Origin of the sequence: Streptomyces tailanensis (assembly GCF_008386495.1) — a bacterium.
Classification (GTDB): domain Bacteria; phylum Actinomycetota; class Actinomycetes; order Streptomycetales; family Streptomycetaceae; genus Streptomyces; species Streptomyces tailanensis.
In genome coordinates, this window is record NZ_VTHJ01000010.1 from 87,643 (window position 1) to 109,780 (window position 22,138).

Consider the following 22,138-nt stretch of genomic DNA (forward strand, 5'->3'; position numbering starts at 1 on the left):
TAGGAAGCCCTCGGCGGTCTCGGCACGCGGACGTTCCGGCCGCCGGAACGCGGGCAGTTGTCGTCCCGGTGGCCGGAACGCGGGGACCGCGACCACCGGGATCTTCCTTACGTTGCGACCCATGCCGTCTCACCCCGACATCTCCCTCGGCGCACGCCGGGCCATGACCCTGACCCTTGCCTGCTCCGCGGCGCTCTCGGCGTGCCTGCAGACCGTGGTCGTGCCCCTGGTACCCGAGATCGGCGGGCAGTTGGGAGTCGGTGTGGGCGCGGCCAGCTGGGTCCTGACGGCCAACCTGTTGTCGTCGGCCGTGCTCGCTCCGGTGCTGGGACGGATGTCCGACCTTCGGGGCAGACGGCCGCTGATCCTGCTCTGCCTGGCCTCGGTCGTCGTCGGTTCCCTGCTGTGCCTGGGCTCCGCGTCCCTTCCGGTGCTGATCCTCGGACGGGTGCTGCAAGGGGCGAGTGGAGCCCTGTACACCCTGGCGGTGAGCCTGGTGCGGGAGGAGCTCCCGGCCGACCGGGTGGCCGGCGCCACGTCCCTCATCGCCGGGGCTCTGGCTATGGGCGCGAGTCTCGGTGTCGTCATGGCGGGTCTGCTGAGCGGCACGGGCGGCGACTACCGGCTGGTGTTCGCCGTTCACTGCGTTCTCGCCGCGGCGATCCTGGTTACGGCGGTGCGAACGCTGCCGAGGGCGGTGCGAACGGGCAGCGGTGGACGGGTGGACTGGTGGGGGGCGACGCTCCTGGCCGGCTTTCTCGTCGCGTGGCTCACCGTGCTCTCCCAGGGCCGTGCGTGGGGCTGGTCGTCGCCCGCCGTGCTGGCCGCGACCGGCGGGGGCACGGTGCTGTGCCTGGTCTTCGTGATGGTCGAGGTGCGTACGCCCGAACCGCTGGTGGACTTGCGGGCGTTGCGCGGCCGCAGTGTGCTGCTGATCAACGGCCTGGCGCTGCTGAGCGGAGCACTCATCATCATCGGACGGCTGCCGGTGTCGCAGTTCGTGCAGACGCCCCCGTCCCTCGCCGGGTACGGCTTCGGGGCGTCCGTCCTGTCGGCCTCGCTGGTCTTCATGCTGCCGGGTCTGGTGGCGGCCATGGGCGGGTCCGTTCTGGACGGCCGCCTCGTCAAGCGGTACGGGGGCCGCAGTGCCGTGGTCGTGGGCGGTGGTGCCGGGTGTGCCGGCTACGTGGGCCTGGCCCTGCTGCACGACGCCACCTGGCAGCTGATGGTCTTCGGAGCCGTCGTGGCCGGCGCGGTCAGTGTCGGCGCCTCGGCACTGCCGGTGCTGCTCGCCCGTCACGTCCCGGCCGAGGACTTCGGCGCCGCGAACGGCATCAACGCGCTGAGCCGCTGGATCGGTTCGGCGGCGGCGAGCGCCACGGTCGCGGCCCTGCTGACCGAGCCGGAGGGACGGAGTTACCCGCAGTCGTCGTCGTACGTCCAGGTGTTCCTGCTCGGCGCCGCCCTGTCCGCGGCCGTGGTGGTGCTCGGCGGCTTCACCGGGAAAGCGGTGACATCGGGAAGGGATGCCGTGCGGGCCGCGGACCGCACGGTCGGCGTCATGCGGGGGAGCTGAGGTCCGCGCGTCGGCCGATCACCGCGAGGACGGCGTTCAGGGCGCGCCGTAGGCTGGTGACGTAGTCCTGGCTCACCGACGAGTGGGCCACGATGGCGCCGTCGGTGATGTCGAGCGTCATGGCGGCCAGATCCCGTGCGACCGCCGCCGCGTCGGCCAGACCCGCCTCTCGGGCGACGGGTTCGATCACCCCGGCGATACGGTCCACGAGGACTTCGTGGATGCGCCGCGTCTCCGAGCGCACGTCCAGGTCGTCGTGTTCCTGCAGGCGCAGCAGGAGGAACACCCGCAGGTACCTGGGTGATCGCTCGAAGACCTCGGCCGCCCGCATGTAGTAGCTCTCCAGCCGCTCGCGGGGCGAACCGTCGAGGCCGGTCCCGGTGGGCAGGGCGTCGAAGAAGCGCTCGGTGCCGTGCCGGAGCACACCGACCGCCAGGTCGGCCTTGTTCTTGAAGTGCCAGTAGAGAGAACCGACGGGCAGACCGGCCGCCTTGCACACCGCGGAGATCGACATGGCGGCGTAACCGCGCCGGGCGAGCAACTCCTCCGCCGCATCGAGGAACACCTGCTTGGACGACGCTCCGGCCTCTTGTGTCATGCGCGTATTGTCCTCGAACCCGGCGGCCACCGAGCTGACGGGGGGTCGGGCCGTCACAGGCACCCCGACGCGTGTGTCAGAGACCTGGACACGGCGGCAGCCGTTTCGCGGAGCGGCCTGATCAGCACATCACCGTTCCCCGAGGCCGCCGGGAACGCCACCGACAGGGCCGCGACGACCTGGCCGCCCAGACGCAGCGGTGCCGCGATACAGCTGAGCCCTTCGACCGCCTCGCTCCGGTCCCTGGCGACACCCTCGCCTTCGATCCGGCGCAGCTCACGCCGCAGCACCACCGCATCGACCACGGACTGCGAGGTTCTGCCGCGAAGGGTTCCGCTCAGCACGGCGTCACGTTCCGCAGCGCCCGCGTGTGCCAGCAGCACCTTGCCGACTCCGGTGAGATGGGCGGGCAGGCTCCCGCCGACCACGGTGGGCAACGGCCGGGCCGAGCGGCTGCGCAGCTTCTCCAGGTAGATCACGTCCGCTCCTTGGAGTACGGCGAGGTGGAGAGTCTGGCCGGTGGCCCGGTGCAGGGCCTCCATGTGCGGCAGAGCCACGTCTCGCAGGGCCACCTCGAGGGAACAGGACCCGAGCTGGAACATCGACAGGCCCATGCGGTAGCGGTCGCCCTCCCGGACCACGGCGCCGAGCTGGGTCAGCATGCCCAGCACCCGGTGCACCGTCGACTTCGGCAGCCCGCTGCGCCGGGCGACCTCTGCAAGAGGCATACGGCGGTTGTTCTGGTCGAAGGCGTTCAGGACCGCGAACGCCTTGTTCAGGATGGAGGGGGTCGCTGCGAACCGGGTGTCCGGGATGGCAACGGCGCCCGGGGCCGTCTCGGGCATCTGACCTCCATCACTAGAAGGATCGCTCTAGTGATGGAAGTTACGTACGCGTGTCGGGTCTGTCAACGGTGTCGTCAAAATGTTTGGGGACTTGGTCCGCCGGTGGAGCGAGCAGATCTCAGCCCGGCGGCGCCGACCAGGTGGCGTCCCGCCAGGTGCCGCCAGGTGGTGCAGGGGATCAAGGCGCCGGAATCCGCAGGCCGGAGCTGGTGGCTACGCCGACTCGGGCGTTCGCCCCGCTCCAGCGGGGCGCTTCGCGGACTGCCGCCTCGACGGAGATCGCCACCGGGCCTCGAACCGGAACGCCGAGCGCTTGATCCCCTACACCACGTCGCGGGGCCGGCCTGAGCCTGCCGTGGTACTCGCACACAGCCTTTGGTCCTGCGAGAGTGCTAGTCACCTGCGTGCGATGCGTGAGCGGACGGCGTGGGACGAGCCGTCACACGCCAGTTCCTCCCCCCATACCGCGAGGCGCTGATCAGGCAGAACAACACCACGGGGCACGGTCAAGTGCCACCCGGCAAGGATCCGATCCCACTCCTAAAGCGGGTGTCGCTGGTTCGAATCCTGCCAGGACACATGGAAGCACCTGGTTAGGGGCGGGAGAGACCACTGTCGGCCAGCCCGTCCGCGAACCGGGCGAACTGGCCGGACGCATGCTCGTCGACATCCTGCGCGGCGAGGAGACCAACCACGACGTCGTCGTACCTACCCAGCTCGTCATCGGGACAGCACGGCACCATTGCGCAGGCAATGTCAGTCTCCGGTGGCCGGCTCACCATGGGCGACGTCCGCGAACGCGTCCGCGCCTACCGTGACGTGCTGCTGCCGGAGACGCAGATCGGCATTCACGCGCACCAGAACCTGTCCCTGGCGGTGGCGAACTCGGTCGTCGCCGTGGAGGAGGGCGTCACCCGGGTCGACGCCTCCCTCGCGGGGCACGGGGCCGGCGCGGGCAACTGCCCCATCGAGCCGTTCATCGCGGTTGCCACCCTCCAGGGCTGGAAACACGGCTGCGACCTGCTCGCCCTGCAGTACGCCGCCGACGATCTCGTACGCCCTCTGCAGGACCGCCCGGTCCAGGTCGACCGCGAGATCCTCACCCTCGGCTTCGCCGGCGTCTGCTCCAGCTTCCTGCGCCACGCCGAAACACTGCGCGCGGTGCCGCTCAGGACATCGCGGGCACAGGTGACGACCGGGGCGCTAGACGGCGGACGTCTCGGTGTCGCTACTCCGCGAACGCGCCCATCGCCCGATCGAGCAGGACAGCCAAGCGGACAGATCCCTCACAGGCCACCCAGCCCGTCGAGACCGCGTCCAGGCAGGCGAGCGCGGCCGCGACCAGCGCGCTCGGCCTGGGGTCTTCCGGCTGGTCAGGGCTGACGCCCAGGCGCCGTGCGATGTCCGGCACCATCAGCTCCTGCCAGCGCAGTTGCTTCTCGTGGTGCCGGGCACGCAGAGACGGAGTCTCCTGGAGCATGCGCAGGTAGCTGAGGGCCTGCTCGGGCGCTGCCTCGTTCATCCGGGTCAGGACGTCGAACGCCCGGCGCAGTGCCTCCCAGGGCCGCTCGTCGTCGGGGCGGGCGGCGAGGGCCTCGGCGATCTGGCGGCCGGTCCCCTCCAGACCGACCAGGACCGTGTCTTCCTTCGTTCCGAAGTACCGGAACAGGCTGGCGCGCGACAGCCCCGACTCTGCCGCGATCTGGTCAACGGTCGTCCGGTCGAAGCCTTGCTCGATGAAGAGCCGCAGTGCCACGTCGACCACTTCCGCATGCACGGTCGCGCGCATGCGCTCACGCAGTCCGGGCTTGGCCGCGGGGCGGGCGGGAGTACCGGCGGAGTCAGTCATGCGTGAAGGGTACACAAGAACTCACCTTGATACTCAGTCTCTGTTGGAATTAGGATCTCGATCCAGTACTTCGTTTCGAACGGGAGTTTTCATGAGCAAGATCTGGTTCATCACCGGGTCGTCGCGCGGTTTCGGCCGCCAGTTCGTCGAGGCGGCCCTGGAGCGTGGCGACAAGGTCGCGGCCACCGCCCGCGACACCGACTCCCTCGCGGATCTGGTGGCCGCCCACGGTGAGGCGATCCTTCCGCTGAAGCTGGACGTCACCGACAAGGCCGCCGCCTTCAACGCCGTGCAGCGGGCGCACGAGCACTTCGGCCGCCTCGACGTCGTCGTCAACAACGCCGGCTACGGCCTGTTCGGCACGGTCGAGGAGCTGACGGAGCAGCAGGTCCGCGACCAGATGGAGACCAACTTCTACGGCGCCCTGTGGATCACCCAGGCCGCCCTGCCCCTCCTGCGGACCCAGGGCAGCGGCCACATCGTGCAGATCTCCAGCGTCGGCGGCGTCACCGCCTTCCCCAACCTCGGCGTCTACAACGCCTCCAAGTGGGCCCTGGAGGCACTGAGCGAGGCCCTTGCCCAGGAGGTCGCCGGCTTCGGCATCAAGGTCACCCTCGTCGAGCCCGGCGGCTTCGCCACCGACTGGGCCGGCTCCTCCGCCACCTTCGCCGGGCAACTGCCCGCCTACGACGACCTGCGCGCGGCCGTCGCCGCCAGCTGGAGCGGGATCAAGGTCGGCGACCCCACCGCCGCCGGCCCGGCCCTGCTGAAGATCGTCGACGCCGACAACCCGCCGCTGCGCGTCTTCTTCGGCACCGCACCGCTGGGCATGGTTCCCCATGTCTACGCCGAGCGCCTGAAGACCTGGGAGGACTGGGCCGACGTCTCCGCGCAGGCCCAGGGCGACCCTGCGTGAACCGAGCCCGGTAACACCGCGCAGGGCCGGCGATGTCGCGGAGCCGGTCACCTCTCACCCACCACACTGAGAGACCGTCCGGCTCCCGGCTCCGGCCAATCCGCTGCCCCCTGCAGGCATCGCATCGCAGCCATCCTGCCGTCGCCATCGCCCGGCCCAGTTCCGGCTGACGCCGGCCGACGGCAGCTCCCCTGCGCCTGTGTCGTACGCACACGACCTACTTCATTCGACTTTAGGAGCCCGCCTTGACCCGCCGTTTCCTCTTCCTCCTCGGCAGCCACCGCAGCGACGGGAACACCGAGTTGCTCGCCCGCCGGGCCGCCGCGCAGTTGCCCGGTGACATCGAGCAGCAGTGGATCTCGCTCGCCGAGCATCCGCTCCCCGATTTCGACGACCTGCGGCACGGCGAGGGGTACCCGAACCGGCCCGAGCAGGGCAATCTCGCACTGCTCCTTGACGCCACCCTCGCCGCGACCGACATCGTGATCGCTTCGCCCGTGTACTGGTACTCGCTGTCCTCCCACACCAAGCGCTACCTGGACACCTGGACTTCCTGGATGGAGACCCCCGGCCTCGACTTCAGGACGGCCGTGGCCGGACGCACCCTGTGGGGCGTCACCACCTCCGCGGGCGACCTGCCGTGGCTCGCCGATCCGCTGGTCAGCACCATCAACAACTGGGCCGCGTTCATGAAGATGCGCTTCGGCGGGGTCCTGCGCGGCAACGGCACCGCGCCTGGCGATGTCCTGAAGGACACGGAGGTACTGGCGCGCGCGAAGACGTTCTTCGCACAGGAGCCGCCGCTCGCCCGCTTCCCAGAGGGTTACACACGAGCCGGATCCGACACGGAACCCGCCGCCTGACCTCGGGCGCGGCCGAAGCGCCGCCCGGCAGCCGCGTCTCGCCGGTTGTCAACGGAAAGCTGTACGGCGTCACCGTCGACAACCGGACCTCGCTGCTCGACCTGTTGCGCGAGCATCTCGGCCTGCCCAGCTCGAAGAAGGGCTCCAGCGCGGCTTCTGCACCCCGGGGCAGATCATGTCCGGCGTGGGCTGCCTCTCCTACACCAGAGTCTCCGACATGCGGGGCGCGCTCGACGCCGAACGCCGGGGCGGCCGTTACATCGCCGGCGGCACCACGCTCATCGACCTGATGAGCGAGACCGTCGAACGCCCCGGACGCAACAGAGCCCATCCTGCGGTCCGCAGCTCACACCATGTCAAGGAGTACGACGCTGTGTTCCCCCACGCGAAACTGCTGCGTGCTGGTGGCGCCTCACGCAACGCTTGCCGGTTCTCGTGGCCCTGCTCGTGGTGGTGGTCGCGGCGGCTGCCGCCGCCGAGGCCGTCGGTCATACGGGCCATTCCTTCACGAAGCCCGGCCCAGGTATCCCCGAGCCGGCCCCCGGCCCGCCGCCCACACCAGCCGGCTCTTCCACACCCGGGCCGCCGAACGAACGTGTCCCGCCCTTTCGGGTTCCGACAGCACGACTGCCGCAGGAGACATCCCGAGACGTTCCACGCCCAGGTGATCCGCACCGGATTCGCCGAACCGGTGGCGCGGTCACGTCGGTTCAAGCACCGCCGGACCGCGGGACGGACAACAGCCCGTCCCGGCATGGGCGCGGCGCGTACAGCGACGTGCGGGCCGAGAGCCGGACAGCACACCGGGCGGCCGCCAGACGCAGCTGTTCCGCGACCGACGTTGTCTGAGACCGCACGGTCCTGCGACGCCGAGAAGGCACATGGGCGGCGCTGAAGACATGGCGTGCCACCGACAGGCTCCCGTCGGGCGTGGTGGCCCGTCATGAGCCGAGGCCGGTGGCACACGCCGCCTTCAGACGCGTGACCAGTCCTGCACGGCTTCGGGGGCAGGGCTTTGCTGGCGAGGCTGGCCGTGCGGGCCTGGCACTTCCCTCACCGCACACCGATGACCTTGATCCAGCCGATCGACGCGGCGATCAAGCGAATTCACCGCACGACACTTCCTCTTGGAGCTGACAGTTATGCACAGCACTTCAGGCGCTACGGGCAGGGCACGTCTTCAACGGCGCAGAAATCAAGCGATCCGGCACGGTGCTCGTCGAGGACGGCGTGATCCGTGACGTGGACTTCACCGGAGCCCCACCGCCACAGCACGCGACGGTCACGGACTTCGGGCAGGACGGGTGGCTGCTTCCCGGGCTGGTCGACGCGCACGTACACCTGTGCTGGGACGCCGGCACAGACGCCGTGGCGCACGTGGCGGCCGGCGACCGCGACACCGTGCTGGAGACCGCGCGCGCCTCCGCGGCGACCGCGTTGCGGGCCGGCATCACGACCGTCCGGGATCTGGGCGACCGCGACTACCTCACCCTGGAGCTGCGGGACCTGGTGCCGCCCACCGAGCGGCCGGAGATCGTCGCGGCAGGCCCGCCGATCACCACGCGCGGCGGCCACTGCCACTTCCTCGGCGGTGAGACCGAAGGAGCCGACGTGGTGAGGGTGATGGCCAGCGGCGGCAACTTGACGCCCAGCTCCAGTCCGCTGCAGCAGCAGTACGGCCGGTCCGACCTGCGGCTGGTCGTCGCAGAAGCGCACCGGCTCGGGCTCGCCGCGGCCGCCCACGTCCACGCCGCCGAGGCGATCGGAGACGTGATAGACGCGGGCTTCGACACCATCGAGCACTTCGCCTTCTTCACCGCCGAGGGCGTCGGCCTGCGCCCCGAGCTGCTGGACGAGGTCGTGCGGCGAGGAATCGTCATCAGCCTCACGCTGGGCATGGTTCCGGGGTCGCCGCCGCCTCCGGCCGTGGCCGCCCGTATCGAGGCCATGCAAGACCTCGTGGGCAAGGTCATCGCCTCGGGTGCCCGGGTCGTCGCTGGCACCGACGCCGGCATCGAGCCCTACATCAAGGGTCGGCATCCCCAGCTGGGCGAGCTGGGGCAGTGCATAGGGCAGGACGTCGTGGGGTTTGGACTGCGGTCCGCGACCGCCGTGGCCGCCGAAGCGGACGGAAGGCTTCGCGCACCGCTGCATCGCGCGCCGGCTCGGACATGTGATCGCCCAGAGCGACAGCCCGTATCTCTTCCCCCGCGTCTTTGAGGGCGGAGGAGTACTCGGTGTACACAGCGCGCCGCACTTCCAGAGCGTGTCGTGCTTCCTCGCGCCGCCACCTGTTGCGATCGGCAATCAGCGTGGCGGCGATGCCGATAGCGGCACCTGTCAGCGTGGAGAGCAGAGGCATCCAGTCCATGCGCCGCATGCTGTCTCAACCACTGCTGCGACACCAGCGGCTCTCACTTTCCGGCATGGTAATCACGTGTCTCCTGCCGAGTGCCAGGCCGACGGGCCGCACTGGTGGCTACTGGCGCTCGGACCACGACGGGCATGCCCCGGCCTGACCTGCCGCCTTGAAGTTGAAAATGCAGGGCGGTCTCGATTCCGTATGCGCATGCGTTCTTGGTGGTTCGCCTCGGCCGCCATGTCCCGCCCACCTGTCGGGCACCGGAGACCGGGCGACTGCACGAGGGGTCCCCTCCAGGAGTGCCCCCTATGGTTCCTCCTCGGACAAGTTCAGCGAGTTGCAGGACTCGCCGCCACGTGCCTCGTCCCCCGAGCCTCTGGGCACACCATCCCGGGCCGACGACGGCGTGAGACGTCATGCGGGACGTCATCGACGTTTGCAGTCGCACGAGCACAACTCATCGCCCAGCGAGTCGAGGTGCCCCGAGCCCGGGAGGGGCCCACTCGACCACTGTTTGCTCCCGCATGTCGGTGCCGTGCCCACAGCGTGCCCGTAAGACCGGACAACAACGGTAAACAGCGGTGCGAACCTACCTTCACAGGGCCATCAAGCAGCACCAAGAAGGAGACGGTCAACACGGCCCTGCGCGAAGTGCTGGAGAACCGGCGGCGCGCCCTGGCGCTCACCCGACTGCGGGCGGCGGCCGAAGAGGGAGCCTTTGAGCTGGACCTCTTCGAGGACAAGGGGAACTACCGCCGGTGAACGCCGCGCAATTCCTGATCGACACCAGCGCGCTCGCCCGTCTGCTGCGCGGCGACGCCGAGCAGTACGGATGGGACCAGGCAGCGGCAGCCGGGCTCATCGCCACCTGCCCCATCACCGAGCTGGAGTTCTTCTACAACGCACGCTCCGCCGCCGACCGCACCCAGGGCATCGAGGATCTGCGCCTGCTCTTCGGCTGGGTGCCCATCGACGACCGGCTGGCCTCACGGAGCTGACCACGCCATTACTCACCCCAGCGGACCACCGTCAGCAGGATCGAGCCGGGGTGTCTCCTCGCCAGCCTGCGCCTACTGGCCCTCTCCGTACTGCCAGCCCTGGCCGGTCCCCTTGTACTCCGCAACCGTGATCACCTCGGCGCCAGGGGTCATCCGTGCCACGTACAACACGCCATCCAGATGGTCGAGTTCATGCGCTACCAGCCGGGCAAGCCCGTCAGTGAAGGTCGTCATCCGGGCCTGTCCATCGAAGTCCTGATACTCAACCCGCAGAGCGCGTGGGCGGGGAACCTTCCCGCGAACATCGAAGAAGGACAGACAGCCTTCATACTGCTCATCGACTTCGGTCGACGCATCAACCACGGTCGGGTTCAAGAGAACGATCGCGTCCCCATCGAGGGGCCGGACAATGGCTACACGCCGCGCAATGCCGACCTGGGGCGCGGCCACCCCCATGCCCTTGCTGAAGGTGTGCACCTTTGCAGCACGATCAGCCGCCGCATGGAGCGCAGCCACGACCTCCCGCGCAGCCTGCGCCTCCCGGGGAAGGTCGAAGGACCGTGCCGGCTGGGTGAGCACGGGATCGCCTTCTTGCACGATCCCGATGGACTTCATGGTGCTGCTCGCGGCGAACGGAGTGGTCACCGGCATGCTCCTTACTTAGCTTCCGAGAAGCCACGTGCCTCATGTCCCTGATACTGGCCCACGGCGCCTACCTGCACAGATGCTTGACAGCTGCAGATAAGGCCCGTACAGCGGTACGGCGATACGGCGCTTACGCCGGGCGCCCCTTCGGCCTCCGCAGCCCCGCCTCCACCAGCCTCCGCAGCAGCTCCTTCGGGCCGACCTCCACCGCTCCGGCCTGTACGACCTCCGCGTAACGGTGGGAGGGGATGTCGTAGTGGTCGCGTTCGAAGGCGCGCTCGGGGACGCCCAATCGCCGTGCGAACGCGTGCAGTTCGTCGAAGGAGATGTCGCTGACGAGGTGCGACCACATGCGCCCGTGCCCCGGCCAGGTGGGCGGGTCGATGTAGAGCGTCACGTGGCGCTCCCCAGCGACCCCAGCGCCGCGACCCGCACGCCCGCCTTGTGGCACACCCACTGCGGATCGGGGCCGAGTTCCGGTTCGACGTCGAGGGCGTGTGGGTCGCCGGCGCCGCAGACCGGGCAGAGCGGCCAGCGGCCGTAGCACTCCAGCAGCGCGTCCTGGACGTCCTGTGCGACGAGCCCGGCGACGTACGCCGCGCCGTCCGGCCACTGCTCCACCCACCAGCGACGCTGGACGACGGATTCCTCGACCATCGAGACGACGTCCGCCTCGGCGACCTCGCCCGCGACCAGATCGGCGAGCACGAGCGCGCGGGCCGCGTGCAGCGCCTGCTCAAGGGGGCTGAGACTCATGTGTCCATTGTGCGCAACCTTGACCATACGGCCGAACAGAAAATATCTTTCATCATGTGAGCGATGACGTGAAGGAAATTTCCGCACCGACCGCGCCCACCCCGGGACAGACCGTGAACTCCCCACCCGCCCCGGCCGCGCTCGCGGCGAAGGTGCGTACGCTGGCGCCTTCCATGACCCGTTCCATGCAGCGGGTCGCGGAGGCGGTCGCGGGCGACCCGGCGGGCTGCGCGGCGCTCACGGTCACCGGTCTCGCCGAGCTCACCGGCACCAGCGAGGCGACGGTCGTGCGCACCGCCCGCCTCCTCGGCTACCCCGGCTACCGCGATCTCCGCCTCGCCCTCGCCGGCCTCGCCGCCCAGCAGCAGTCGGGCCGCGCGCCCTCGGTCACGGCCGACATCGCGGTCGACGACCCGCTCCCCGATGTCGTCGCCAAGCTCGCGTACGACGAACAGCAGACCCTCGCGGACACGGCCGCCGGACTGGACATGGTCCAGCTCGGCGCGGCGGTCGGCGCGCTCGTCGGGGCCCGCCGGATAGACGTCTACGGCGTGGGGGCGTCCGGCCTTGTCGCCCAGGACCTCACGCAGAAGCTGCTCCGCATAGGGCTGCTGGCCCAGGCGCACAGCGACCCGCACCTCGCCGTCACCAACGCGGTGCAGCTCCGCGCGAAGGACGTGGCGATAGCGATCACCCACTCCGGTTCGACGGGCGACGTCATCGAACCGCTGCGGGTCGCCTTCGACCACGGGGCGACGACGGTCGCGATCACCGGTCGGCCGGACGGGCCGGTGTCCCAGTACGCCGACCACGTCCTGACCACGTCCACGGCCCGGGAGAGCGAGCTGCGGCCGGCCGCGATGTCGTCCCGGACGAGTCAACTGCTGGTGGTGGACTGCCTGTTCATCGGGGTGATGCAACGGACGTACGAGTCGGCGGCGCCGGCGCTTTCGGCGTCGTACGAGGCCCTGGCACATCGACACCGGAGTGGGGGGCCTTCGCGGTAGGTCGGCTGCGGGCCGTGTGTGGCTGGTCGCGCCCACGCGGCGGAGCCGCACATCGACAGAGCCCCGCGCCCCTGAAGACAGGGCGTTGTTCGCACCGTACGGAAATGAGTCGCCCCATGGCTTCCCTCCCCTCCGACGCCTCCCCCAACCACCTCGCCGTCCGTGCCGAGTTGGAGATGTTGACGACCGAGGCCTTCCGTCCCGAGCTCGCCGACATCGACCGGCTCCCCACCCTCGACATCGCGAAGCTGATGAACGGCGAGGACGCGACCGTGCCGACGGCGGTGGCGGCGCAGCTCCCGCTGATCGCGGCGGCGATCGACGCGATCGCGGAGCGGATGTCCCGGGGCGGCCGGCTGATCTACGCGGGCGCGGGTACGGCGGGCCGGCTCGGTGTGCTGGACGCGTCCGAGTGCCCGCCGACGTTCAACACGGCCCCTTCCCAGGTCGTGGGACTGATCGCGGGCGGCCGGGAGGCGGTGGTGACGTCGATCGAGGGCGCGGAGGACTCGGCGGAACTGGCCCGGACCGACCTCGACGCGCTCACCCTCACCCCCGAGGACACGGTGGTCGGCGTCTCCGCCTCCGGCCGTACGCCGTACGCGATCGGCGCGGTGCAGCACGCCCGCGCCCACGGAGCCCTGACGGTCGGCCTCTCCTGCAACGCGGCCAGCGCGCTCGCGGCGGCCGCCGACCACGGCATCGAGATCGTCGTGGGCCCCGAACTGGTGACCGGCTCGACCCGGCTGAAGGCAGGCACAGCACAGAAACTCGTCCTCAACATGCTGTCGACGATCACGATGATCCGCCTCGGCAAGACGTACGGGAACCTGATGGTCGACGTACGCGCCTCCAACGACAAGCTCCGCGCCCGTTCCCACCGCATCGTCGCCCTCGCCACCGGCGCGGCCGACGACGAGATCGAGACGGCCCTCACCGGGTCGAACGGCGAGGTGAAGAACGCCATCCTGACCATCCTCAGCGGAGTGGACGCCCCGACGGCCACCCGCCTCCTCACGGAGAACGAGGGCCACCTGCGCGCGGCGCTGGCGGCGGCGAGACCGTAAGGCGGAGCCGGGACAGTAATGCTGTCCCGGCCCCGCCGTGGGACTGACAAGCGGCGACACCGGCACACTCCAACTCTGGGACATCGCCACCCAGCAGCCCCTCGGCGGCCCACTGACCACCCCCGGCGACGCCATCACCTCACTGGCTTTCAGCCCCGACAGCACCACCGTCCACGCGTCCGGCCCCCACGCCCCGCTCCAGCACTACACCATCGCCCCCACCCAGGCCGTCACCCGAATCTGCACCCGCACCGGCGACGCCGACCTGACACCGGCCCAGTGGCACACATACCTGCCGGACGTGCCGTACCGCGAGGTGTGGGACCGCTGAAGCCGGCGATGTCAGTGGCGTGTGCGAGTGTGGGGATACCGGTGCTGGTGAGGAACATCGAATACGAAACGGAGCCGCACGCCGTGAATCACGCCCAGCTCACCGCCCTCGGCCGAGCCCTGCGCGTCCTCGGGGAGCACGGCGAGGCCCTGACCGCCGAGACCCCGGACGCCCGGTTGCACGAGGTCAAGGCGGACATCAAGCGCGCCTTGGAGCTGCTGGACGAGACGGTCACGACGGCCGCCCCGACAACGCGCTGCGACGAGCACCCGAACGGCCCGGTCGACGAGGAGGCCCCCGACCGCTGCCTGCTCTGCGAGACCCGCCGCCGCGCCGCCCGCCGCACCGAGCTCAACGACAGCTACGGCCCTCCCCCACTCTCGACTTCGCTCGAGCGGGGGGACCCCCATCGCCCCACCGGCCCCGCCGCCCCGACCCCGTCCCGCTACGGCGTACGGGACGACCGCCCCCAGCCCCAGCAGCGCTGGCTCCCGGAGTCCTGGAACGGCCAGGTCTGGCAGCTCTGCGGCACCCCCCGCCGAGACCGCCGCGAAGCCGAGCTCTACCTCACCGCCCAACGCCGCGGCCCCCGCCCCGCGATCTCGTACCGCCTGGTCCACGAGTTCACGGACTACGAGGTCCTACGGGTCTGGGGTGAGCCGGTACGGGTGGACATCGAGCCGATGGGGAACCTGTGAGTGGGCCGCGGCTCACGGCACGGAACCACGCTCCACGACCCACTCCATGGGCTGGCCGGTGATGTCCGCGATCCCGTCGTAGTCCGCGTCGTAGTGCAACACAGTCACGCCGTGCCGCTCGGCCGTGGCCGCGATCAGCAGGTCCGCGACGGACGTACGACGATGCTGCCCCTTGGCGGCGAACAACCCCTGCACCTCCACCGCGCGAACCCCGATCTCATCGGTCATCGGCAACCAGTCGAAGCCTTCGCGCACCATCTTGATACGGGCGTGGTCCGCTCCGTTCCGAGTGCTGTAAAGGATCTCCAGATCCATCACCGCGCACGTGGCGACCAAACCTCTGTCGACGAGCGGCCACAACCGGGCCTTCACCGAAGGATGCTTGAAACGCTCCCACGCACTCTTGTCGACCAGGAATCGCTCTACCGCCATGCCCCCGCCATCACCTCGGCGTCCGCCAGGTCGTCGAGCACCCCTTCTTCCAGTAGTTCCACAAAGCGCCGCCGCTTCGCCGCCGCCACGAATTCGGCAAGCGCACCGTTCACCGTGGCCCGCTTGGTCGAGGTGCCCAGTATCTCGGCGGCCTCGGCCACGAGTGCGTCATCGAGGTCGATCATGGTGCGCGACACAGCCACCTCCAGGCATACGATTTCCTTGCATCAGTATGCCTGACTTCACCCAGGAGTAACACAAAGCAGAGCCAGCGAGGCTCAGCCCGGCAGCCGCCCCGCCTCGTTGACCTGTCGCACCCGCTCCCGCAGCACCTCCCCCGTCGCCGCTTCCCGCACCGACTCCGGCGGACAGTCCCACTCCCGCCCGCCACCGACGGGCCGCAGCTGCACGTAACCGCCCTCCTGCCCCATCACCTCACCGAGCCGCCCGTTGCGTACGTCCACGGCGTACGACCGCAGCCGCCCGGTCACGTCTCCGCCGCCTTGCGCAGTACGTCGGCGAGCCGCGACGCGACCTGGATGTTGCAGCGGCCCAAGTCCACAAGCGCGTCCGGGAGTTCGCTGGCCCCCGTCAGCGGGTCGACCCGCAACGACGGCAGGATGATCCCCACCCCGCGCAACGCCTGATCGAGCCGCTCCACGACCTCCTCGGTCGACCCCAGCCGCCCGCCGATCCGCCGCCGCCCGTTCGCCGCCGCTCTGTTCTTCATGCCGCTCCCTCCACGCAGAGTTTCCGATTCGCCACACAGCGTGGCCGATAGGTGTCTAGCCTGGCCAGATACGACGCCCCAACATCGACGCTGCTGGACAGGGAGTTGTGGCCATGCCAGGACCGAAGGATCTCGACCCGTCGTCGTCTCCACGCGCGATGCTGGGAGCGGAGCTGCGCCACGCCAGAGAACGGGCAGGCCTCAGCCAAGAGGAACTGGGTCAACGGCTCTTCGTGAGCGGTTCGTTCGTGGGCCAGTTGGAACAGGCCACGCGCCGCATGACACGGGATATCGCCCTTCTCATCGACCAAGCCCTGGGTACGGGTGACTTCTTCTCGCGCAACTGCAAGGCAGCGGCCAAGTCCAAGTACCCGGAGCACTTCGCTGAGGCGGCGGAAGCGGAGGCGCTCGCCGTGGCAATCAGGGAGTACGCGCCCATGTTGATCCCAGGGCTGCTCCAGACACCCGCGTACGCGCGGGCCGTGAACGTGGCATACGAGCCAACGGCTCCGGAGAAAACCATCGACGCGTGGGTGGAGGGCCGGATGGCACGAACCCGCCTGCTCGACGATTCAACAAGGCCGATGGTGTGGGCGGTACTTGACGAAGCCGCACTACGACGAGTGACGGGCGGCCCCGCAGTGATGGCCGGGGCCCTGCGCCACGTCGCGAACCTGGGCCGCCGAAGGCGAGTCATCGTGCAGGTACTGCCGTTCGGCGCCGGAGCACACACTGCGATGCAGGGCTCCCTGAAGCTGATGGACTTCGAGGACGCCGCTCCACTGGTCTACCTCGAAGGGGTGCGCACGGGACGGCTGGAGGACGACCCAGCCACCGTCGCCCAGATGAGACTCACCTACGAACTCCTCGCGGCCTCCGCACTCCCGCCGGAGAACTCTCTGGCCCTGCTCGAAGCGTTGGCCCAGGATTACACCCATGAGGAACATCCCTGATCCCTGCCCGACCGCCACCGTCTGGTTCAAGTCCAGCTACAGCGGCGGCAGCGGCGGCGACTGCTTGGAAGTCGCCCGCTGGCGCAAGTCGACGTACAGCGGCGGCGGTGGCGACAACTGCCTCGAAGTCGCAGACGGCCACCCCACCCACCTCCCCGTCCGCGACTCCAAGAACCCCCTCGGCCCGAAGCTCGTGTTCCGGGCGGCGGCATGGTCGGCGTTCGTCGAGAACCTGAAGTACCCGAGGCAAGCGGACAGGATCTGACCTAATTGCCTCCTAGCGTGGTCTCGACCGATGGAACCGGAACAAGAACAACAATCCACGGAGGCCGAGACCATGAACGCGACCACGAACGACACCGAGCGCGCCGACCTGCTTGAGGTGCTGGCCAACCAGCGGCACTTCCTCCGCTTCACCACCCGCGACCTCACAGACGAGGAGGCCGGACGCCGGACCACCGCCAGCGAACTCTGCCTGGGCGGCCTGATCAAACACGTCACGTCGGTGGAACGGAGCTGGGTGGCCTTCATCCTGAACGGCCCATCCGCGATGCCCGACTTCACCGCCATGACCGAGGCCGACCAGGCCGAGTACGCCGCCGCGTTCCGGATGCAGCCCGGCGAAACGCTGGCCGGCGTACTGGCGGAGTACGACGAGGTGGCCCGCCGGACCGACGAACTGGTCGCCGCCCTGCCCGACCTGAACGCCGCCCACCCGCTGCCCAAGGCCCCGTGGTTCGATGGGGACGCACACTGGTCGGCCCGAAGGGTGCTGATGCACATCGCAGGCGAGACCGCCCAGCACGCCGGCCACGCCGACATCATCCGCGAGTCCCTGGACGGCGCGAAGAGCATGGGCTGACGCGATGCCGGGCCCACGAACATCGTGGGCCCGGCATCACTCTCCCTACTGCCTCACCTTGCTCCGGTAACCCGACACCTCACCGATCCACCTCACGAAGTCCCCCGGATCCTGATCCGCCCCATGCCCCGCGTCCCAGTAGTACGACGTGTTGACGTCATCCCCCAACTGCACGAGCCGGGCGTGCAGGTTGCCGGCGATCGTGTGGGACGTGTCCGTGTCGTTCGTGCCGAGGCGGATCCACCAGTGTTTGGTGCGCTTGGAGTTGACCTTGTCGACGAGGTGATACATGGAGTTCATGAGGGCGAGCTTCTCGGGGATGTCCTCGTCGAGGCGGGCGCTGTCGCCGTTCTGCTTGCGGAGGCTCCAGAGGGTGAAGTGGCGGGCCCGGGTCGTGCCCGTACCGAAGAGGTTGTTCTCGGGGCTGGCCATGTCGAACGTGTCGAAGGACGGAACGCTCTTCCTCCGCGCCCCGACATGTGTGAGGAAGTCCGCCCAGGTGAAGCTCGCCTTCCCGCCGGACCAGGTGATGAAGGGATTGGCCGCGAGGTACGCCGAGCGGGCCGAGTCCGACAGACCGGCCAGGTACTTCGTCGCCGACGGCTCCATGAAGGTACGCAGCAGATAGTCGTCGAGGTTGCGCGCGGTGAGCCTGCCGTACCCCTTCGCCCGCAGGCCCAGCGAGGCCACATGGTCGGCGTACGCGGTCTTCAGCTCCGCCGAGAGCGCCTGGTCGGCGAGGGCCCCGCTCGCCAGCTTGTTGCCGCCCCAGCACCACTCGTACGCCATGTCGGAGTGTTCGAGGTCGGTGATCGGACACCAGGCCCCGACGGCGAAGATGCCGTCACTCGCGTCGGCCGCGCCGATCGCCTCCAGATACGGCTCGTACAGCGGGCTGTCGCCGGACGCGCCCAGCAGCGACGACAGCGCGCCACCCGCGCTGACGCCGGACGACACGATGCGGTTCACATTCCCCGGCACGCGGCCCTTGTTGGACTTCAGGTAGCGGACGGCGGCCTTGAGGTCGACGATCGCGGCAGGCGCGACACCGTAGTACACGCCGCTCGCGTCGACGAGCGTACGACCCCGCGCCCCCGGCTCCACGACCACGTACCCGGCGGCCAGCGCGAGCGCCTGGCGGGTGGTCGCGCCGCCCATGCCGGTGGCGGTGATGCCGGTCTTGGCGGCGACGGACGACGGCATGTAACCGCCGACGGCGTTGGCGAGGAGGATGGGCGCGCCACTCGCGTCCACCGCCGTGCCGTCGATCTTCACGGGGACGCAGACGTTCAGCGACTGGTACGCGGCGTCGACCGGGTTCGCGACGTACGAGGCGACCTTGTAGAAGCGGTAGACGACCTCGTGGGCGGTGCCGGTGGCGTCGGTGATGGTGACCGTCTGCTCGGTGTAGGCGGACGGGTCGAAGACCAGGGCGTCGGCGGCGGAAACTCTGCTCGCGGCCCGCGCGCTGGAGGCAAACCCGACCGCCGGTACCGCGGCGGCGGCCGCACTGAGTCCCTTGACCACGGTTCTGCGCTGCACTTCCGTCTCCTGTCTTCTGTCTTCACGGCTCGTTCGGACAGGGGGAAGTGCAGCACAATCCACCGATTGCCCACAAGATTGTCAGCGATTTTGGCGAGAATCTAAGGAAGGGGTTCATGAGCCGGAGGTCACGGGACGTCAGGCGAGGGGAGCCGAGCGCAGCGGCATCGCCTCGAACTCGTACCCCTCCCAGATCCTCCGCGACGCCTCGTCCGGGTACGCCCTCACCTCCGGCTCCACGTCCAGAACCTGCGTCAGCCGACGCTCCCCGTCGTACGCCGCCCAGCCCGGTTCCCCGGTCCGCGCGAACGCCGTCCACGCCGACTGGAGGCGGTCGGTCAGCGCCTTCGCCTCCGGCGGGACACCGCTGCCCGCGAACAGCAGGTTGCCGAGGTCCGCGTCGTACGTGCCGAAGAGCAGCGGGATGTCCAGGCCGTGACAGGCGCCGAGCCTGCCGCCGTAACCCGGCGCCGGCCAGGTCAGCTCGTACATGTGTGCCCGGCCGCCGCCCGCGATCTGCGCCTCGGCCAGATGGAGGGACGGCATGCCGAACAGCCAGTCCGTCTGTACGCGTTCGAACAGCGCGCCCGGTGCGGCGTCCGGGAAGGCCGCGCGGTAGGCCGCTTCGCCGTCCGGGCCCGGCGCGAACATCCGCAGCGCCCACGCGTCCTGCTCCTCGCCGAGCTTGCCGAGCATGCCGCCGAGGGCGAGGAACAGCCGGAACTCGTCGCGGTTGTGTCCGACGATCAGCTCCACGTCGCGGGCCACGCCCGCCGCGAGCGCCTGCCAGGGGGTGCACGGCAGCACCTCGCCGTCGACGACAGGCGCGAAGGGCGTGACGGTGGGCGCCGCCTGGCCCCACCTGTCCTCGTACTTCCGCATCTTGGCCCCCAACGCCTCGCCCGCGGCGGTGAGTTGACGCGGGTCGACGTCGGCCAGCGCGGCGGCGGTCGCCGGGAGACCGACCTCCTTGGCGATCTCGCCCGCGATGTCCCGGGCGAGTTCGTCGGAGAAGTACGTCCCGGGCACGCTCTGCGCGACCGCCCGCCGGAACAGGCCCCGCGCGCTCGGCATGGCCAGCAGCGAGGCGATGCACCCCGCCCCCGCCGACTCCCCGAAGACCGTGACCTGCCCGGGGTCCCCGCCGAACGCCGCGATGTTGTCCCGCACCCACTCCAGCGCGGCGACCTGATCGAGCAGCCCCCGGTTCGCGGGCGCTCCCTCGATACGGGAGAACCCCTCGATCCCCACCCGGTAGTTGAAGGTGACGACGACCAGATCCCCGGCGCGCGCTAGGTGCTGGGCGTCGTAACCGGGGCTGCCGGAGTGCCCCAGCTTGTAGGCGCCGCCGTAGATCCACACCATCACCGGCCGCCGGGCGTCCGGATCCACGTCGGGCGTCCACACGTTCACGGTCAGCCAGTCGTCGCCCGTGGGCGCGTCGAGTGTGCCGGTACGCCCCTCAAACCCGGACTCCTGCGGGGGCGGCGGCCCGAAGTCGTACGCCTCCCGCACCCCCTCCCACTCCCGCACGGGCCGAGGCGCCCCGAACCGCGCCTCCCCCACGGGCGGTTCGGCGAACGGGATCCCCCGGAACACCCCGAGCCCACCCTCATCACGCCCACGCACCGCACCGCCCACGGTACGCACGACAAGATCACCGGCTGCCGTCATCGTCGACTCCTCACTGGGAAGCAGGACTGCCGCCCACTCAAACCCAATGAGCTTGCCTAAGTCAACCAACAGCCCCGGGGGTCGGGTGAGCCCGTCCAACTCCAGCCCCGAGGCCCGGAACTCACGGCTCAGCTCAGCGAGCGCAGGGACGCCGCGTCGTAGTCCTTCAGCTCGTCGAAGCGGCCGTCGAGGACCTTCGCCGCCCACTCGGGGTCCTGGAGCAGCGCGCGGCCGACGGCGACGAGGTCGAACTCCTCGCGCTCCAGCCGGTCGAGGAGGTCGTCGAGCCCGCGGAGCTGGGCCCCCTCACCGACGAAGGCCTTGAGGAACTCGCCGTCGAGGCCGACCGAGCCGACGGTGATGGCCTGCTTGCCGGTGAGCTTCTTCGTCCAGCCCGCGAGGTTGAGGTCGGAGCCCTCGAACTCGGGGAGCCAGTAGCGGCGCGTGGAGGCGTGGAAGGCGTCGACACCGGCGGCGGCCAGCGGGCTGAGGATGGCCTCCAGCTCCTCCGGCGTCTCGGCGAGCCGGGCGTCGAAGTTGTCCGACTTCCACTGCGAGTACCGGAAGACGACCGGGAACTCGGGCGACACGGCCTCCCGCACGGCGGCGACGATCTCCGCCGCGAACTTCGTACGCGCGACCGCGTCACCACCGTAGGCATCCGTACGGCGGTTGGTGCCGGCCCACAGGAACTGGTCGATGAGGTAGCCGTGGGCGCCATGCAGCTCCACCCCGTCGAAGCCGATGCGCTCGGCGGCGGCAGCGGCCTCGGCGAAGGCACCGATGACGTCGTCGAGATCACTGCGGCTCATGGCCTTGCCCTCGCCCTCGGTGCCGTCGAGACGCACCCCGGACGGCCCGACGGCCGGAGCCTCCGCGAACGGCGGCTCCCCCTGCTTCCGCACCATCCCGATGTGCCACAACTGCGGCACGATCGTCCCCCCGGCAGCGTGCACGGCCTCGGCGACCTTCCCCCACCCGGCCAGCTGCTCCTCCCCGTGGAACCGCGGCACGCTGTCGCTCTGCCCGGCCGACTCATGCCCGACATACGTCCCCTCGGTGATGAGCAGGCCGACCTTCGCGGCGGCGCGCCGCCCGTAGTACGACGCCACATCCGCCCCGGGCACCCCACCCGGCGAGAACATCCGCGTCATCGGCGCCATCGCGATGCGATTGGGGACGGTCAGCCCGTTGATGGTGAGGGGCCGGGAGAGGATCTCGGCGGCGCGGGAGGCGGAGGGGGCGGTGGTCACGTGGGGGCTCCTCGAAGCAGGGGACTGGGCTGACGGTATTTGCACATGCATGGAATTCCTGTGCGCCAACCGCTCTGTCCGGTACGGCATTCCGCCGCCCCCCCGCTGTGATCCCGAGCACTCTGAAACGCCCGAGGGCGGCACCCCCTGTCTCCAGGGAGTGCCGCCCTCGGTACTGCAG

At 69.8% G+C, this 22,138-nt stretch carries 25 protein-coding genes and 2 pseudogenes; 14 read left to right on the forward strand and 13 right to left on the reverse strand.

What is annotated here, in order from left to right:
* The first annotated feature begins 121 nt into the window (after positions 1–121).
* Complete coding sequence (locus F3T56_RS10775) at positions 122–1,576, forward strand: MFS transporter (RefSeq protein ID WP_172638889.1); 1,455 nt, start codon at positions 122–124, stop codon at positions 1,574–1,576.
* Here F3T56_RS10775 and F3T56_RS10780 read toward each other — a convergent pair.
* Together F3T56_RS10780 and F3T56_RS10785 are read right to left on the reverse strand one after the other, a co-directional pair.
* A complete protein-coding gene (locus F3T56_RS10780) occupies positions 1,560–2,174 on the reverse strand; it encodes a TetR/AcrR family transcriptional regulator (protein WP_149824638.1) in 615 nt (204 codons plus the stop codon). The two genes, F3T56_RS10775 and F3T56_RS10780, sit on opposite strands and share 17 nt — an antisense overlap.
* Positions 2,175–2,227: 53 nt before the next feature.
* Positions 2,228–3,019, reverse strand: coding sequence for an IclR family transcriptional regulator (locus F3T56_RS10785; protein ID WP_216372954.1), 792 nt, complete (start codon positions 3,017–3,019; stop codon positions 2,228–2,230).
* A gap of 762 nt (positions 3,020–3,781) precedes the next feature.
* On the opposite strand from F3T56_RS10785, the pseudogene F3T56_RS10795 reads away from it, so the two are divergent.
* Positions 3,782–4,172 (forward strand): annotated as a pseudogene (locus F3T56_RS10795) (4-hydroxy-2-oxovalerate aldolase); the annotation flags it as partial.
* Between the two features lie 75 nt (positions 4,173–4,247).
* Here the strand turns inward: F3T56_RS10795 and F3T56_RS10800 are convergent.
* Entirely contained in the window at positions 4,248–4,868 is a 621-nt protein-coding gene (locus tag F3T56_RS10800; protein ID WP_246203554.1) for a TetR family transcriptional regulator, read from the reverse strand.
* Positions 4,869–4,959: 91 nt separating this feature from the next.
* On the opposite strand from F3T56_RS10800, the gene F3T56_RS10805 reads away from it, so the two are divergent.
* The 5 genes and pseudogenes from F3T56_RS10805 to F3T56_RS10840 all read left to right on the forward strand — a co-directional run.
* Positions 4,960–5,784, forward strand: coding sequence for an SDR family oxidoreductase (locus tag F3T56_RS10805; protein ID WP_149824639.1), 825 nt, complete (start codon positions 4,960–4,962; stop codon positions 5,782–5,784).
* 245 nt (positions 5,785–6,029) lie between these two features.
* Positions 6,030–6,647 carry a flavodoxin family protein gene (locus F3T56_RS10810; protein WP_149824640.1) on the forward strand — a complete coding sequence of 206 codons (618 nt, stop codon included), beginning with the start codon at positions 6,030–6,032 and terminating at the stop codon, positions 6,645–6,647.
* A gap of 1,212 nt (positions 6,648–7,859) precedes the next feature.
* On the forward strand, positions 7,860–8,867 hold the full coding sequence (locus F3T56_RS10825; RefSeq protein ID WP_246203555.1) for an amidohydrolase family protein: 1,008 nt from the start codon (positions 7,860–7,862) through the stop codon (positions 8,865–8,867).
* A 688-nt stretch (positions 8,868–9,555) separates the two neighbouring features.
* On the forward strand, positions 9,556–9,771 hold the full coding sequence (locus F3T56_RS10835; protein WP_246203556.1) for a type II toxin-antitoxin system VapB family antitoxin: 216 nt from the start codon (positions 9,556–9,558) through the stop codon (positions 9,769–9,771).
* Positions 9,768–10,004 (forward strand): annotated as a pseudogene (locus F3T56_RS10840) (PIN domain-containing protein); the annotation flags it as partial. The gene F3T56_RS10835 and the pseudogene F3T56_RS10840, both read left to right, overlap by 4 nt.
* A 75-nt stretch (positions 10,005–10,079) precedes the next feature.
* Here F3T56_RS10840 and F3T56_RS10845 read toward each other — a convergent pair.
* The 3 genes from F3T56_RS10845 to F3T56_RS10855 form a co-directional block, all read right to left on the reverse strand.
* Positions 10,080–10,652 carry a peptide deformylase gene (locus F3T56_RS10845; protein WP_246203557.1) on the reverse strand — a complete coding sequence of 191 codons (573 nt, stop codon included), beginning with the start codon at positions 10,650–10,652 and terminating at the stop codon, positions 10,080–10,082.
* Between the two features lie 130 nt (positions 10,653–10,782).
* Positions 10,783–11,049: a DUF4031 domain-containing protein gene (locus tag F3T56_RS10850; protein ID WP_149824642.1), complete on the reverse strand. Its 267-nt coding sequence runs from the start codon at positions 11,047–11,049 to the stop codon at positions 10,783–10,785.
* Positions 11,046–11,408 (reverse strand): hypothetical protein, encoded by a 363-nt coding sequence (locus F3T56_RS10855; protein ID WP_149824643.1) that lies wholly within the window; start codon positions 11,406–11,408, stop codon positions 11,046–11,048. Before F3T56_RS10855 ends, F3T56_RS10850 begins: the two co-directional genes overlap by 4 nt.
* A gap of 56 nt (positions 11,409–11,464) precedes the next feature.
* Between F3T56_RS10855 and F3T56_RS10860 the strand changes: the two genes are divergently transcribed.
* The 4 genes from F3T56_RS10860 to F3T56_RS10875 all read left to right on the forward strand — a co-directional run bounded on the left by F3T56_RS10860 (position 11,465) and on the right by F3T56_RS10875 (position 14,511).
* Positions 11,465–12,415 (forward strand): MurR/RpiR family transcriptional regulator, encoded by a 951-nt coding sequence (locus tag F3T56_RS10860; RefSeq protein WP_425473557.1) that lies wholly within the window; start codon positions 11,465–11,467, stop codon positions 12,413–12,415.
* Positions 12,416–12,531: 116 nt separating this feature from the next.
* Entirely contained in the window at positions 12,532–13,482 is a 951-nt protein-coding gene (gene murQ / locus F3T56_RS10865) for an N-acetylmuramic acid 6-phosphate etherase (RefSeq protein WP_149824644.1), read from the forward strand.
* Between the two features lie 37 nt (positions 13,483–13,519).
* Positions 13,520–13,813, forward strand: a complete 294-nt coding sequence (locus F3T56_RS10870) for a hypothetical protein (protein ID WP_216372955.1) — start codon at positions 13,520–13,522, stop codon at positions 13,811–13,813.
* An 83-nt stretch (positions 13,814–13,896) separates the two neighbouring features.
* A complete protein-coding gene (locus tag F3T56_RS10875) occupies positions 13,897–14,511 on the forward strand; it encodes a hypothetical protein (RefSeq protein ID WP_149824645.1) in 615 nt (204 codons plus the stop codon).
* A 12-nt stretch (positions 14,512–14,523) separates the two neighbouring features.
* Here the strand turns inward: F3T56_RS10875 and F3T56_RS10880 are convergent, their stop codons facing one another.
* The 4 genes from F3T56_RS10880 to F3T56_RS10895 form a co-directional block, all read right to left on the reverse strand.
* Positions 14,524–14,943 carry a PIN domain nuclease gene (locus tag F3T56_RS10880; RefSeq protein ID WP_149824646.1) on the reverse strand — a complete coding sequence of 140 codons (420 nt, stop codon included), beginning with the start codon at positions 14,941–14,943 and terminating at the stop codon, positions 14,524–14,526.
* Positions 14,934–15,140, reverse strand: coding sequence for a type II toxin-antitoxin system VapB family antitoxin (locus F3T56_RS10885; RefSeq protein WP_149824647.1), 207 nt, complete (start codon positions 15,138–15,140; stop codon positions 14,934–14,936). Before F3T56_RS10885 ends, F3T56_RS10880 begins: the two co-directional genes overlap by 10 nt.
* Before the next feature lie 81 nt (positions 15,141–15,221).
* Positions 15,222–15,434: a hypothetical protein gene (locus F3T56_RS10890; RefSeq protein WP_149824648.1), complete on the reverse strand. Its 213-nt coding sequence runs from the start codon at positions 15,432–15,434 to the stop codon at positions 15,222–15,224.
* Entirely contained in the window at positions 15,431–15,673 is a 243-nt protein-coding gene (locus tag F3T56_RS10895; protein WP_149824649.1) for a hypothetical protein, read from the reverse strand. Before F3T56_RS10895 ends, F3T56_RS10890 begins: the two co-directional genes overlap by 4 nt.
* A gap of 113 nt (positions 15,674–15,786) precedes the next feature.
* Between F3T56_RS10895 and F3T56_RS10900 the strand changes: the two genes are divergently transcribed.
* The 3 genes from F3T56_RS10900 (at position 15,787) to F3T56_RS10910 (ending at position 17,488) form a co-directional block, all read left to right on the forward strand.
* Positions 15,787–16,626 carry a helix-turn-helix domain-containing protein gene (locus tag F3T56_RS10900; RefSeq protein WP_149824650.1) on the forward strand — a complete coding sequence of 280 codons (840 nt, stop codon included), beginning with the start codon at positions 15,787–15,789 and terminating at the stop codon, positions 16,624–16,626.
* A complete protein-coding gene (locus F3T56_RS10905; protein ID WP_149824651.1) occupies positions 16,610–16,891 on the forward strand; it encodes a DUF397 domain-containing protein in 282 nt (93 codons plus the stop codon). Before F3T56_RS10900 ends, F3T56_RS10905 begins: the two co-directional genes overlap by 17 nt.
* Positions 16,892–16,963: 72 nt before the next feature.
* Positions 16,964–17,488 (forward strand): DinB family protein, encoded by a 525-nt coding sequence (locus F3T56_RS10910; protein WP_149824652.1) that lies wholly within the window; start codon positions 16,964–16,966, stop codon positions 17,486–17,488.
* Positions 17,489–17,533: 45 nt separating this feature from the next.
* On the opposite strand, the gene F3T56_RS10915 is transcribed toward F3T56_RS10910, so the two are convergent.
* The 3 genes from F3T56_RS10915 to F3T56_RS10925 all read right to left on the reverse strand — a co-directional run bounded on the left by F3T56_RS10915 (position 17,534) and on the right by F3T56_RS10925 (position 22,008).
* On the reverse strand, positions 17,534–19,030 hold the full coding sequence (locus tag F3T56_RS10915; protein WP_149824653.1) for a subtype B tannase: 1,497 nt from the start codon (positions 19,028–19,030) through the stop codon (positions 17,534–17,536).
* A gap of 138 nt (positions 19,031–19,168) precedes the next feature.
* Positions 19,169–20,704, reverse strand: a complete 1,536-nt coding sequence (locus tag F3T56_RS10920) for a carboxylesterase/lipase family protein (RefSeq protein ID WP_149824654.1) — start codon at positions 20,702–20,704, stop codon at positions 19,169–19,171.
* A 128-nt stretch (positions 20,705–20,832) separates the two neighbouring features.
* Positions 20,833–22,008 (reverse strand): NADH:flavin oxidoreductase, encoded by a 1,176-nt coding sequence (locus tag F3T56_RS10925; RefSeq protein ID WP_149824655.1) that lies wholly within the window; start codon positions 22,006–22,008, stop codon positions 20,833–20,835.
* Between the last annotated feature and the right edge of the window lie 130 nt (positions 22,009–22,138).